This window comes from Bradyrhizobium sp. 164 (assembly GCF_023073715.1).
In the GTDB taxonomy this organism is placed as follows: Bacteria; Pseudomonadota; Alphaproteobacteria; order Rhizobiales; family Xanthobacteraceae; genus Bradyrhizobium.
The window spans coordinates 451,048-463,780 of the sequence record NZ_JADPKA010000029.1 but is presented as its reverse complement, the minus strand read 5'-3'; the positions used below and the strand labels follow the sequence as shown (position 1 = coordinate 463,780).

The 12,733-nt window shown below is 64.0% G+C and carries 15 protein-coding genes; 3 read left to right on the top strand and 12 right to left on the bottom strand.

Annotation, left to right across the window (positions count from 1 at the left end):
• Positions 1 to 21 precede the first annotated feature (21 nt).
• The 4 genes from IVB01_RS13425 to pdhA are packed head-to-tail and all read right to left on the bottom strand — an operon-like array spanning position 22 to position 3,225.
• Entirely contained in the window at positions 22 to 474 is a 453-nt protein-coding gene (locus tag IVB01_RS13425) for a nucleoside deaminase (RefSeq protein WP_247275987.1), read from the bottom strand.
• Between the two features lies 1 nt (position 475).
• Entirely contained in the window at positions 476 to 778 is a 303-nt protein-coding gene (locus IVB01_RS13420) for a DUF5076 domain-containing protein (RefSeq protein WP_247275986.1), read from the bottom strand.
• A gap of 3 nt (positions 779 to 781) precedes the next feature.
• Positions 782 to 2,173, bottom strand: coding sequence for a pyruvate dehydrogenase complex E1 component subunit beta (locus IVB01_RS13415; protein ID WP_247275985.1), 1,392 nt, complete (start codon positions 2,171 to 2,173; stop codon positions 782 to 784).
• 29 nt (positions 2,174 to 2,202) lie between these two features.
• Positions 2,203 to 3,225, bottom strand: a complete 1,023-nt coding sequence (pdhA, locus tag IVB01_RS13410) for a pyruvate dehydrogenase (acetyl-transferring) E1 component subunit alpha (RefSeq protein WP_247275984.1) — start codon at positions 3,223 to 3,225, stop codon at positions 2,203 to 2,205.
• 54 nt (positions 3,226 to 3,279) lie between these two features.
• Between pdhA and IVB01_RS13405 the strand changes: the two genes are divergently transcribed.
• Positions 3,280 to 3,450, top strand: a complete 171-nt coding sequence (locus IVB01_RS13405) for a hypothetical protein (RefSeq protein WP_247275983.1) — start codon at positions 3,280 to 3,282, stop codon at positions 3,448 to 3,450.
• Between the two features lie 168 nt (positions 3,451 to 3,618).
• Here the strand turns inward: IVB01_RS13405 and IVB01_RS13400 are convergent, their stop codons facing one another.
• From IVB01_RS13400 to eno, 5 genes are all read right to left on the bottom strand, one after another.
• Entirely contained in the window at positions 3,619 to 3,936 is a 318-nt protein-coding gene (locus tag IVB01_RS13400) for a septum formation initiator family protein (RefSeq protein ID WP_008567889.1), read from the bottom strand.
• Positions 3,937 to 4,134: 198 nt separating this feature from the next.
• Complete coding sequence (locus IVB01_RS13395) at positions 4,135 to 4,686, bottom strand: NAD(P)H-dependent oxidoreductase (protein ID WP_247275982.1); 552 nt, start codon at positions 4,684 to 4,686, stop codon at positions 4,135 to 4,137.
• 226 nt (positions 4,687 to 4,912) lie between these two features.
• Positions 4,913 to 5,911: an MBL fold metallo-hydrolase gene (locus IVB01_RS13390; protein ID WP_247275981.1), complete on the bottom strand. Its 999-nt coding sequence runs from the start codon at positions 5,909 to 5,911 to the stop codon at positions 4,913 to 4,915.
• A gap of 111 nt (positions 5,912 to 6,022) precedes the next feature.
• Positions 6,023 to 7,162, bottom strand: a complete 1,140-nt coding sequence (locus IVB01_RS13385; protein ID WP_247275980.1) for a zinc-binding dehydrogenase — start codon at positions 7,160 to 7,162, stop codon at positions 6,023 to 6,025.
• A 44-nt stretch (positions 7,163 to 7,206) separates the two neighbouring features.
• Positions 7,207 to 8,490 (bottom strand): phosphopyruvate hydratase, encoded by a 1,284-nt coding sequence (eno, locus tag IVB01_RS13380; RefSeq protein WP_247275979.1) that lies wholly within the window; start codon positions 8,488 to 8,490, stop codon positions 7,207 to 7,209.
• A gap of 174 nt (positions 8,491 to 8,664) precedes the next feature.
• Between eno and IVB01_RS13375 the strand changes: the two genes are divergently transcribed.
• Together IVB01_RS13375 and queF are read left to right on the top strand one after the other, a co-directional pair.
• On the top strand, positions 8,665 to 9,642 hold the full coding sequence (locus IVB01_RS13375) for a lyase (RefSeq protein WP_247275978.1): 978 nt from the start codon (positions 8,665 to 8,667) through the stop codon (positions 9,640 to 9,642).
• Positions 9,643 to 9,693: 51 nt separating this feature from the next.
• Positions 9,694 to 10,146, top strand: coding sequence for a preQ(1) synthase (queF, locus tag IVB01_RS13370; protein ID WP_247275977.1), 453 nt, complete (start codon positions 9,694 to 9,696; stop codon positions 10,144 to 10,146).
• A gap of 40 nt (positions 10,147 to 10,186) precedes the next feature.
• Here queF and IVB01_RS13365 read toward each other — a convergent pair whose 3' ends face one another.
• The 3 genes from IVB01_RS13365 to IVB01_RS13355 form a co-directional block, all read right to left on the bottom strand.
• Entirely contained in the window at positions 10,187 to 11,395 is a 1,209-nt protein-coding gene (locus tag IVB01_RS13365; RefSeq protein ID WP_247494592.1) for an MFS transporter, read from the bottom strand.
• Positions 11,395 to 12,243 (bottom strand): 3-deoxy-8-phosphooctulonate synthase, encoded by an 849-nt coding sequence (gene kdsA, locus IVB01_RS13360; protein ID WP_247275975.1) that lies wholly within the window; start codon positions 12,241 to 12,243, stop codon positions 11,395 to 11,397. Before kdsA ends, IVB01_RS13365 begins: the two co-directional genes overlap by 1 nt.
• A gap of 116 nt (positions 12,244 to 12,359) precedes the next feature.
• Positions 12,360 to 12,686, bottom strand: a complete 327-nt coding sequence (locus tag IVB01_RS13355; protein ID WP_247275974.1) for an NIPSNAP family protein — start codon at positions 12,684 to 12,686, stop codon at positions 12,360 to 12,362.
• Positions 12,687 to 12,733: the final 47 nt, after the last annotated feature.

Here is a 12,733-nt window from a genome sequence, read left to right as displayed (position 1 = left end):
GCGAAGACGAACAGACCAGGTTTAGTTGCCGATGTCGCCCTGCCACAGACGCTCATTGGCGGGATTGGAACGCCAATTCTTCATCATGGTGATGGAGCGGTCGTCGGCAAGGTCGATCCAGGGGATGCCGAACTTGTCGAGGATGTCCTTGGATCCCTCGAAGGTGACAGATTCCCCGATCACCACCAGCTTGACCTTGAACAGCGCCAGCGCGCCGGCGCACATCGAGCATGGCGACAGGGTGGTGTACATGACGGTGTCATGAAACGTGATCGCGCCGGCTTCGCGCAGGCAGCTCATCTCGCCGTGCAGGATCACGTTGTTCTCCTGCACGCGCTTGTTGTGACCGCGGGCGATGATCTTGTTGTCGCGCGTCAGCACCGCACCGATCGGCAGGCCGCCCTGCGCGATCGAGGTTTCCGCCTCGCGGATCGCCTCCAGCATAAAATCGTAGTGATAGGATTCGATGGCCACGTCAGTGCCCCTTGCCGCGTGGCGTCGTGCTGCCGGTGTCGGTCGGACGCTCGATCTCGGCCTGGAACATCTCCAGAATCCGGTTCAAGGCATCCTCCTCGGTGTATTCGCTCTCGCGCGCATAGGCGCGCGCGGCATGGCGCGCGAGATCGACGAGCAGCAGGCCCCACATGTCGGGCTCCTCGAAGGCGCGCTGGAACGCCATCGACAGCCCACCGTCCAGCACGAACACACGCAGGATCTCGACCGCGTCCTCGCGGGTCATGACGTCGGGCGGCAGTGGCTGCTCCTTGGGGCCCGCCATGGTCTACCTGTAGCAGACGGCTTTGGCGGCCTCGACGACTTCCGCTGCCGAGGGCAGCGCGAGCTTCTCCAGGTTCGCGGCATAGGGCATCGGCACGTCCTTGCCGGAGACCCGCGTAACCGGCGCGTCCAGATAGTCGAAGGCGTTCTCCATGATGCGCGCGGCGATCTCGGCGCCGACCCCGCTCTGAGCCCAGCCCTCCTCCACCGTCACCGCACGACCGGTCTTCTTGACCGAGTTGATGATGGTCTCGGTGTCCATCGGGCGCAGCGTGCGTAGGTCGATCACCTCGGCCTCGATGCCATCCTTGGCGAGCTCGTCGGCGGCCTTGAGCGCATAGGTCATGCCGTTCGACCACGAGATGATGGTGACGTGGCCGCCGGAGCGCACGATGCGCGCCTTGCCGATCGGAATCACGAAATCGTCGAGCTTGGGTACTTGGCCGGTGTGACCGTAGAGCACCTCGTTCTCGAGGAAGATCACCGGGTTGGGATCGCGGATGGCGGCCTTAAGCAGCCCCTTGGCATCGGCCGCCGAATACGGCGCGACCACCTTGAGGCCGGGAATGTGCGAATACCAGGCCGAGTAATCCTGACTGTGCTGGGCTGCGACCCGCGCAGCGGCACCATTGGGCCCGCGGAATACGATCGAGCAGCCCATCTGGCCGCCGGACATGTACAGCGTCTTGGCCGCGGAGTTGATGATCTGATCGATCGCCTGCATGGCGAAGTTGAAGGTCATGAACTCCACGATCGGCTTGAGGCCCGTCATCGCGGCACCGACGCCGACACCGGCAAAGCCGTGCTCGGTGATCGGCGTGTCGATCACGCGCTTGGCGCCGAACTCCTGAAGCAACCCTTGCGTGACTTTGTAGGCACCCTGATATTCGGCCACCTCTTCGCCCATCACGAAGACATCGCCGTCGCGGCGCATCTCTTCGGCCATGGCATCGCGCAAGGCTTCGCGGATGGTCTGCGTCACCATCTCGGTGCCGGCGGGTACCTCCGGATCGGGCTCGGCCACGGGCTGCGGCGCGGACGGCGCCGCCTTGGGCTGGGGGGCCTCGGACTTGGCGGCGGCGGGCGGCGCGGACTCCGCAGCCTTCTCCTGCTTGGCCGGCGCTGGGGCCTTCGCGAGATCGGCGGCGCTCTCGCCATCGGCGAGGATGGTCGCGATCGGCGTATTGACGGCAACGTCGGCGGTGCCCTCGGGAATGAGGATCCTGCCGAGCGTGCCCTCATCGGTTGCCTCGACTTCCATCGTCGCCTTGTCGGTCTCGATCTCGGCGATGACGTCGCCGGACTTGATCGTCTCGCCCTCTTTCTTCAGCCATTTGGCGAGGTTGCCCTTCTCCATCGTGGGCGACAACGCGGGCATCAGCACTTGAATTGGCATATCGACTCCAAAAGAAAGCTTGCGCGCGTTCAGCGGTAAACGTCGGTCCAGAGCTCGGCGGCATCCGGCTCGGGATCATGTTGGGCGAAATCGGCGGACGCGTTGACGACGTCGCGCACCTCGGCGTCGATCGCCTTCAGATCCTGCTCGCTGACCTTGGCCGCCAAGAGGCGGTTACGTACCTGCTCGATCGGGTCCTGGTCGTGGCGGATCTTCTCGACCTCCTCGCGCGTGCGATATTTTGCAGGGTCGGACATCGAGTGGCCGCGATAGCGGTAGGTCTGCATCTCGAGAATGTAGGGGCCTTTGCCGGCACGGCACCAGGCCGCCGCCTCCTCGCCCGCAGCCTTCACGGCGCGGACGTCCATGCCGTCGACCTGCTTGCCGGGAATGTTGAAGGAGGCGCCGCGCTTGGAGAAGTCCTGCTGCGCCGAGGCGCGCGAGACCGAGGTCCCCATAGCGTAGCGGTTGTTCTCGATGACGTAGATCACCGGCAGCTTCCAGAGCTCCGCCATGTTGAAGCTCTCATAGACCTGACCCTGGTTGGCCGCGCCGTCACCGAAATAGGTGACGCTGACATTGTCGTTGCCGCGATAGTGATTGGCGAAGGCGAGACCCGTGCCGAGCGAGACCTGCGCGCCGACGATGCCGTGGCCGCCGTAAAAGTGCTTCTCCTTGCTGAACATGTGCATGGAGCCGCCCTTGCCCTTGGAATAGCCGCCGCGGCGGCCCGTGAGCTCGGCCATCACGCCGTTGGCGTCCATGCCGGTGGCGAGCATGTGGCCGTGATCGCGATAGCCGGTGATGACCTGATCGCCCTCTTTCAGGGCCATCTGCATGCCGACCACCACGGCCTCCTGGCCGATATAGAGGTGGCAGAAACCGCCGATCGCGCCCATGCCGTAGAGCTGGCCAGCCTTTTCCTCGAAGCGCCGGATCAGGAGCATGTCGCGGAGCGCCTTGAGCTCCTGCTCCCTGGTGAATTCCGGGGGCGGACCGCCGTCGGCCTTGTCCTGTGGAGTGCTTGCGGCGGCTTTCTTGGGTGCGGCCATGGGAATTCCGGGTCAGAGAAAACTTTCGCCCTCTCTAACCCAAGTCAAACACCGTTGGAAAGCACCGCGGCGGCATGGCACGACTTTCATTATGCCGCACTGCAACGTGATCGTAATATTGGAAAATCTTTGGCGCCGATCGGGCAACAATTCGATGCAAGGCTGCCGCACGCGCAGATTCGTGACCGCGTCAAGAAATGGGGAGGACGGGCGATGCCGAAATGACGCCGCCCTCTCCGTCCGCCCAATCAGAAGAAGCCGACCCTCTTCGGGAGCTTCTTGGTCTGCGGGTCGTGATCGAGCATCATCTTTTGGGACTCACGCCCGACGCCCCGACCGTTTCGACCAAGACACCATGGCCGATCATGTCACGACCGCTCGGCAGCGAGAACGCTATTTCGCCGGGATCATCCGAACGAGATCATGCGGATTGACATAGTCGAGTTGGTAGCGCGCCCGCTCGTCCAGCATGTCAGGATCAATCCTCGACGTGCGCAGCAAAGAGACGCGCTGCTCGCTCCGGGCGCGCTCGCGCTTGAGCTGCGCCAGTTCGCTGGTCAGGGCGATGATCTCCTGATCGAGCTCCTGGCGGGCATTGAGGCCGTATTTGCCGGTGTAGGCGTTGACGCCGAAATAGCCGACGATGGCCGCCGCCATCGCATACAGGGCAAGGCCGGTCAGGATCGATTTCAGGCGCGCGCGGGAGACCATCTTGGGAAGATGGGACAGGTTGGTTAAGGGAGTGCTAATCGGCCCTAGCTGACGAGGATCTGACCTTCATGGTGAGGAGGCTGCATAGCGGCCGTCTCGAATCATGAAGGCCCCGCTGTCCCCGCGGCCATCCTTCGAGACGGCGCTGACGCGCCTCCTCAAGATCAGGACCTGGCGTCTAGCCGCCGGCGACTTGGATTAGCCGTGATGCTTCGCCACGTGCGCCGCGAAGGCGTCGAGATAGGCCTGCAGCACCGGCTTCAGCGACTCCTTGGTCAGATTGCCCTCGGCATCGAAGGCGTCGCCCACGGCGTTCAGATAGGCCTCCGGCTGCTGCATGATCGGGCCGCTGATACCAGGCAGGATGGTCTGCAAATGCTTGGCAGCGCTGACCCCGCCGAGCGGCCCCGGCGAATTCGAGATGATGCCGACCGGCTTGCCGTTGAACGAACTCTTGCCATAGGGCCGCGAGGCGACGTCGATGGCATTCTTCAGCGCGCCCGGGATCGAGCGGTTGTATTCGGGCGTGACGAAGATGACGCCGTCAGATTTCTGAAGCTTCTCGCGGAAGGCCAGCCAGTCGGCGGGCGGCGCGCCCTCGAGGTCCTGGTTGAAGAAGGAAATGCCCGCCGGCGTGACGACCTCGAGCTTGAGCGAGCTAGGTGCGAGCTTGGCGAGGGCATTGGCGATCTTGAGCGAAAAGCTGTCCTTGCGCAGGCTGCCGGCGATCGTGACAATGTTGTAGGCCATGGTGTGTCCTTGGGATCTTGAGCGGGAGTGCCGGGAAGGCACTTAAGCCATCCGGACCGATGGATGCAAGTGCATGAACTGGCTCGATTTGGAAACGCTGTGTTTCGTGAAAGTGCCCTCGGCTCTTCTGGGGAAATCGCGTCCTTTGACCTGTTGGCCAAAACAGTCAGGCCGCCAAGTGGCGGCCCGATCATTCGCGCGAACGTCTAGACGAGACTAACCCAGATCAGATCGTTGGATTCCACGCCGATGGGATCAGGCGATATTTTGCGCCGTCCTTCTCGACATGGCCGATCGAGGGGAAGGAGAAGTGGAAGCCGACCACGGTCGCCTTCTCGGCCGCCGCCATGTCGTAGAATTTGTGGCGGGTCGCCTGCGCCAGCGCGGCATCGGTGTCGAACATCACGTGCCAGTCCGGATTGCGCAGGAAGAATTCCGGAATGTTGGTGACATCGGACTGGATCAGCACCTTCGCATCGCCCGATGCGACCGCGAACGAGGTGTGGCCGGGCGTATGACCCGGCGTCGCGATGGAGGTGATGCCGGGCGCGACCTCCTTGCCCCACTCGTACTTGGTGACCTTGGACTCGAGGCCGGCAAAGGTCTTCTTCACGTTCGCGAAATAATTCTTCATCATCGCGTTGGACTCGGCCTTGGCGGCGTTGTCCTCGCTGGTCCAGAACTCCCAGTCCTTGCCCGGCACCATGATCTCCGCGTTCGGGAAGGCGAGCGCGCCGTCGGCGAGGCGGATGCCGTTGGTGTGGTCGGGATGCAGATGCGAGAGCAGCACGACGTCGATGTTCTTGGGATCGACGCCAGCGGCCTGGAGATTTTGCAACGTGCGACCGACGGCGCCCTTGCTCGGCTCGAAATTCGCGATGCCGTTGCCGGTATCGATCAGCACCAGCTTGGAGCCGGTATTGATGAGCTGCGGGTTGAAGGGCACCGTGACCATGCCCTTCGGCATGTAGGCCGCCTCGCCTGCGGCCAGCGCCTCGTCCTTCGGCACGTTGACGACGAACTTGTCCGGCATCGGGAAGGTGCGCGCACCGTCATTGATCGAGGTGCACTCGAAGCTGCCGACCTTATAGCGATAGAAGCCCGGCGCCTGCGTTCCGGCCGGCGGCACTGAGGCATCGGCGGCGATCGGTCCAAGCCCGGTAACGGCAGCCGCACTGAGGGTGGCGGCGCCTGCAAGCAGGTGACGGCGATTGAGGTCGGTCATGCAGATCCCCTTCTGAGTGCCTTGCGGTTTTTCCGCTTTCAACGGCGGCGGGAATAATCCCCCGGTTCGCTCAGAAGGCAAGTCCTTCTTTCGGTGACGTGCCGTCGCACATCACGATAATTTATTCGGGTTGATGAGGAATTTTTCGCCTGTGGCGCGTTTGGCGTACACGGCGATGTTGGCGGGATCGAGCGCCTCGGCAAGCGAGACCACCTTGGTGTAATGGCTGGCGAAGGTGGTCTTCAATTCGTCGAGGACGCGCTGGCGCAGCTTGGCGCCGTCCGCCTGCCCGATCTTCATCAGGAACGGAAACAGCAGCCAGCCGCCGACGCCCCAGGCCATGCCGAAGCCGCGCGGCAGCTCGATCGGCCGCGTGTCGAGCGCGCCGTAGACGTACACCTGCTTGTGCACGTTGGAGCCGTAACGGCTGTACTCCTTCGCGGTCTTGTTGATTGCCGCTTCCATGCAGTTGAGGATGTCGCCGGCCAGCCTGCCCCCGCCGATAGCGTCGAAGGCGATGGTGGCGCCGGTCTCGACTAGCGCATCGGTGAGATCGCCGAGGAAGCTCGGCGCGGTGGAATCGACCACGTATTTGGCGCCGATCTTGTGCAGGATGTCGGCCTGCTCCCTGCTGCGCACGATGTTGACCAGCGGGATGCCGTCCTTGATGCAGATCTTGTTCAGCATCTGGCCGAGATTGGAGGCGGCCGCGGTGTGCACCAGGGCCTTGTGACCTTCGCGCCGCATCGTCTCGGTCATGCCGAGCGCGGTGAGCGGATTGACGAAGCAAGAGGCGCCCTCGGCCGGCGTCGTGCCCTCAGGCAGCGGCAGGCACTCCCTCACCTTCAGCGTGCGATATTGCGAATACATCGCACCGCCGATCATGGCGATAGTCTTGCCCATCAGCGCCTTGGCGGCATCCGACGAGCCGGTCCTGACGACGACGCCGGCGCCCTCGTTGCCGACCGGCATCGACTGGTCGAGCCGGCCTGCCATCGCCCGCATCGCGCCCTCCGGCACCTTCGCGGTGATGACGGGAGCGTCCTTGCTGCCCGAAGCTTTCGCCGTGCTGATGTCGGCCGCGCCGATCAGAAGCCCGAGGTCGGACGGATTGATCGGCGCCGCGTCGACGCGGACGACGACCTCGTCCGCGGCAGGCTCGGGGGTCGGCACGTCGACCAGCGAGATTTCCAGCTCGCCGCTCGCCTTGATCAGCGAACGCAATTGCAGTCCGGTGTTGCCGTCGCTCATGTCGATCCTCCCCTGTTCGTCGTTTCGCAGGTCGAAGCGCCGGCTTAAGCCAGCGCCTTCAGTGCCGCCCTGCCGCCGTAGAGCGCCTGCTTGCCGAGCTGCTGCTCGATGCGCAGGAGCTGGTTGTATTTGGCGGTGCGGTCGGACCGCGCAAGGGAGCCGGTCTTGATCTGACCGCAATTGGTGGCGACCGCGAGATCGGCGATGGTGGAATCCTCGGTCTCGCCCGAGCGGTGCGACATCACTGAGGTGTAGCCCGCCTTGTGCGCCATCTCGACCGCGGCAAGCGTCTCGGTGAGCGTGCCGATCTGGTTGACCTTGATCAGGATCGAATTGGCCCTGCCCGCCTTGATGCCTTCGGCGAGGCGCTTGACGTTGGTGACGAAGAGATCGTCGCCGACCAGCTGGCACTTCTTGCCGATGAGGTCGGTGAGCTCCTTCCAGCCGTCCATGTCGTCCTCCGACATGCCGTCCTCGATGGTCACGATCGGATAGCGCGCGACGAGGTCGGCAAGGTACTTCGCCTGCTCGGAGATCGAGCGCGTCTTGCCCTCGCCTTCATAGACGTATTTGCCGTCCTTGAAGAACTCGGTCGAGGCGCAATCGAGGCCGAGCACGATATCGGAGCCGGCCTTAAAGCCGGCCTTGCCGATCGCGTTCATGACGAAGTCGAGCGCGGCATCGGCCGACGGCAGGTTCGGCGCGAAGCCGCCCTCGTCGCCGACATTGGTGTTGTGGCCGGCCTTCTTCAGCTCCGACTTCAGCGTATGGAAGACTTCGGCGCCGTAGCGCAGGCCCTCGGCAAAGCTCGATGCGCCGACCGGCAGGATCATGAATTCCTGGAAGTCGATCGGGTTGTCGGCGTGCACGCCGCCATTGATGATGTTCATCATCGGCACCGGCAAGAGGCGCGCCGAGGTGCCGCCGACATAACGATAGAGCGGCATGTCCAGCGAGTTCGCGGCCGCCTTGGCGCAGGCCAGCGATACCCCGAGAATGGCGTTTGCGCCGAGGCGACTCTTGTTCGGCGTACCGTCGAGGTCGATCATGATCTGGTCGATCTGGGCCTGCTGCTCGACATCGAGGCCGCTGAGGGCCTCGAAGAGCTCGCCGTTGACGGCGCCGACCGCCTTGGAGACGCCCTTGCCAAGATAGCGGGCCTTGTCGCCGTCGCGCAGTTCCACCGCTTCATGGGCGCCGGTGGAGGCCCCCGACGGCACCGCGGCGCGGCCCAGTGCGCCGTCTTCGAGCACGACATCGACTTCGACCGTGGGATTGCCCCGGCTATCGAGAATTTCGCGGCCGATGATGTCGATGATGGCGGTCATGATGTGCACTTCCGTTCGTTAGGGCTGATCGGTGTCGCGGGTCTTACACGGAGCGCAAGCAAATGTGAACGCTTGGACGGCTGGCTTCGACTGACGCGTGAAGCCCCTCAGATTATGCTCCACGGCATCTGATCTGCGCGTCCAACCTCAATCTGAAACAGTCGGGGTAACGCCATGAATCGCCGCGAGTTTCTTGTCTCAAGCGCCGCCCTGCTCGCCATCCGCCCAGGTTTCGCGCAGGAAGGCCCGTTCCGGACAAAGTATTTCCCGATCAGTGCCGGCATCGGCCTGCACGATCTGACGCCCGCCCCTGACGGCACAGTGTGGTTCACCGCGCAGGGCAAGGGCATGCTCGGCAGGCTCGACCCCAAGGATGGCACCTTCAAGACGGTCAGCCTCGGCCAGGGTGCTGCCCCGCACGGGGTGACCATCGGCCCCGACGGCGCGCCATGGATCACCGAGGGCGGCCAGAACGCAATTGCGCGGGCCGACCCCGGCGATCTCAAGGTCACGCTGTTCCGCCTGCCGGAAAAGTTCGCCGCCGCCAATCTCAACACCGGCGTGTTCGACAAGGACGGCACGTATTGGTTCACCGGTCAGTCCGGCTATTACGGCCGGCTCGTGCCGAAGTCTGGCGACATGAATGTGTTCAAGGCGCCCAAGGGAATCGGCCCCTACGGCATCACGGTCACCCCGGACGGCGACATCTGGTACGCCTCGCTCGCTGGGAGCTACATCGCGAAGATTGACCGCGCGAGCGGCAATGCGAGCGTGGTCGAGCCGCCGACGCCGAGCCAAGGCTCGCGGCGGGTGTGGTCCGATTCGAAGAGCCGGATCTGGGTCAGCGAGTGGAACAGCGGCCATGTCTCGGTGCACGATCCCGCGGACGGCTCTTGGAAGACCTGGAAGCTGCCGGGCGAGCGCCCCCGGCCCTACGCAGTCTATGTCGACGATAAGGATAAGGTCTGGCTGAGCGATTTCTCCGCCAACGCCATCGTCCGTTTCGATCCCACAACCGAGCGGTTCAACGTCTTCGCCAGCAATAAGGCCAATGCCAATGTGCGACAGCTCGACGGCAGGCCGGGCGAGCTCTGGGGCTGCGAATCCGGCAACGACCGGATCGTCATGATCCACACCATCGCCGCCGGTTGACGACAGCGACATTTGCGTCCATCCCGGCATCCGAAACAGGATGTGACGACGATGGCGAAGAAATCCCTGCAGCTTGGCCGCGCGGTCGAGTGGCCGCACACACCGGAAGAAGCGCAGCTCGATCGCGTGCCCAATCCGCAGAGGGGCACGGATTATCTGGTGCGCTTCACCGTGCCGGAATTCACCTCGCTGTGCCCGGTCACGGGCCAGCCGGATTTCGCGCATCTGATGATCGACTACGCGCCGGGCCCATGGCTGCTGGAGTCGAAGTCGCTCAAGCTCTACATTGCGAGCTTCCGCAATCACGGCGCTTTCCACGAGGACTGCACCGTGATGATCGGCAAGCGCATCGCGAGCGAGATCAAGCCGAAATGGCTGCGCATCGGCGGCTATTGGTATCCGCGCGGCGGCATTCCGATCGACGTGTTCTGGCAAACCGGCCGCGTGCCGAAAGGATTGTGGGTGCCGGAGCAAGGTGTCGCGCCTTATCGCGGGCGGGGATAGCGTCCTGTTGTCCAGCTTGGCGTGGCCTGAACGGTATTGTTCAGGCCCGCGCATCCGCCGGTGCACGCGGCTTGAGCAACCGGGCGCAGACGAAGCCCAGCACCACCATGATCCCGGCGCTCGCGACCAGCGTCGGCATTTTGCCAGCATGCTGGAGCCCGAAGCCATAGGCGAGCGGCCCAACGGTCTGTCCCATGAAGAAAAAGAACGAATGCAGCGACAGTGCGGTGGCGCGCGCCTCGACCGGGAGCTCGCTGGCGAAGACCTGCAGACAGCCATGGGCGATGTAGAAGCCCCATCCCATCACGACGAGATTCAGTGCTTGCACTTCCCTACGTGGGCCGAATGCGACGGCCATGAGCTGTGAGGCCACCAGCGTCATGCCCGCGATCATCATGCCCTTCATCCCTAGCCGCGGCAGCAGGCGCGACACCGTCAGCGTGTAGAACAAGCCGCCGACCGCAAAGCCCGCGATGACGATGCCGGCGATCGAGAGCGAGGTCTGCCCGAGCTCAAACAGGAACGAGGCGATGTAGGGAAACAGGCCGAGCACGCAGCAGCCTTCGATGAACACGGCCGAGTAGCAGACATAGGCGTTCGGATTGGTGAAGATGGTGCGATAGCCGGCCTTCAGTGCCGACAGGCTGGTCTTCGGCGGATGCTTGACCTTGGCGCCGTGAAAGCCGGCCGCGACCGCGATCGAGGCGGCGATCACCAGCACGCCGAGCACCGCGAGCACGCCGCGCCAACCGAGGAAATCGCCGATCAGCCCGGAGGCCGAGGCGCCAAGCAGATTGCCGGTCATCGCGCCTGCAAGCGTGCGGCTGATCGCGACTTGGCGTCTCTCCGGCCCAACGAGATCGCTGGTCAGGCTCAGCGCCACCGGAAACACGCCGCCCGAGCCGATACCGGCGAGGATGCGGGTCGCAAACAGAACCGAGAACGAGGTCGAGAGCGCGCCCAGGATGTTGGCAAGGCCGAGCAGCGCGAGGCAGCCGATCATCAGCCGCGTCTTGCCGAATAGATCGGCGGCGGCGCCGATGATGGGCTGGATGATCGAGAAGGTGAAGGCGAACACCGCAGCAAAGCCGGCGGCGGTCGCGATGCTGACGCCAAAATCTTCGGCGACGTGCGGCAGCACCGGATCGAGCGCGCGTGCCGAAAGCGCTGCGGCGAAGCTTGCGCCCGATATGACGTAGAGTGCTGTCGGCAAGCCGTGATCCTGCGGCCGCGCCTCGCCTCGCTGCATTAGCCCGGGTTCTTTGCGAGTGCGTCGAACGCGATCAGCTTGGCGATCAGCCCCTCGAACTCGCGCAGCGGCACCATGTTGGGACCATCGGAGGGCGCGCTGTCGGGGTCGGGATGGGTCTCGATGAAGACGCCGGCAACGCCAACGGCAACAGCCGCGCGTGCCAGCACCGGCACGAACTCGCGCTCGCCGCCCGAGGAAGTCCCCTTCCCGCCCGGCTGCTGCACCGAATGGGTGGCGTCGAAGATCACAGGCGCGCCGGTGGTGCGTGCCAGGATCGGCAATGCGCGCATGTCGGAAACCAGCGTGTTGTAGCCGAACGAGGCGCCGCGTTCGGTAACGAGCACATTGGGATTGTTCGCACCCGTGATCTTGGTCACGACATTCGCCATGTCCCAAGGCGCCAGGAACTGGCCCTTCTTGACGTTCACGACCTTCCCGGTCGCAGCCGCTGCAAGAAGCAGATCGGTCTGCCGGCACAGGAAGGCGGGTATCTGGAGGATGTCCACGGCCTGCGCCACCTCGGCGCATTGCGTGGCTTCGTGCACATCGGTCAGCACCGGCAAGCCGAGCGAGGAGCGGATCTCCGCGAAGATCGGCAGCGATTGCGCGAGGCCCAGCCCGCGCGCAGCGGACGCGCTGGTGCGGTTGGCCTTGTCGAACGAGGTCTTGTAGACGAGGCCGATGTTCAGCCGCGCGGCGATCTCCTTCAGCGCGGAGGCGACCTCCAGCGCATGCTGGCGGCTCTCGAGCTGGCACGGCCCGGCAATGACCGAGATCGGCAGGTCATTGCCGAATTTGACCGTGCCAATGGTGACGACCGGCGCCGCTGAATTCGAAGAGCTCAAGGCAAATCCCTCGTTTCGGCGCGACCATAGCGGCGATGAGGGTCGGATCAACCCTCTTCGGCCGGGACCGTTCGAATATCAGGGTTGCACCAAGGTTCCCCGCCGCGCCAGGCTCACTACTTCACCGCCGAGAAAGCGGTCGGCGTCAGTATCTGGCTGACGATGTTGGCGACGATCTGGCCATCGGCTTCCGACTTGACCCGCGCCTCGAGCCAATCCGGATCGATCATGAACGCGCCCCACTTCTTCTCGCGCTCGGCAAGGGTCTCCCAGGCCAGAAAATAGGTCAGCTCCTGGTTGGACTCACCGATCAGCGTCGTGAAGAAGCCGGCCTGCTTGATGCCGTGCTTCTCCCAGAGCTTCAGCGTGACCGTCTCGAACCGCTTCAAGAGCGCCGGCAAACGGCCAGGCACGCAGCGATACTGGCGCATTTCGTAGATCATTCATGTTCCTCCCTGATCAAGTGCAGCGGTTATAACGATTGGCCGTG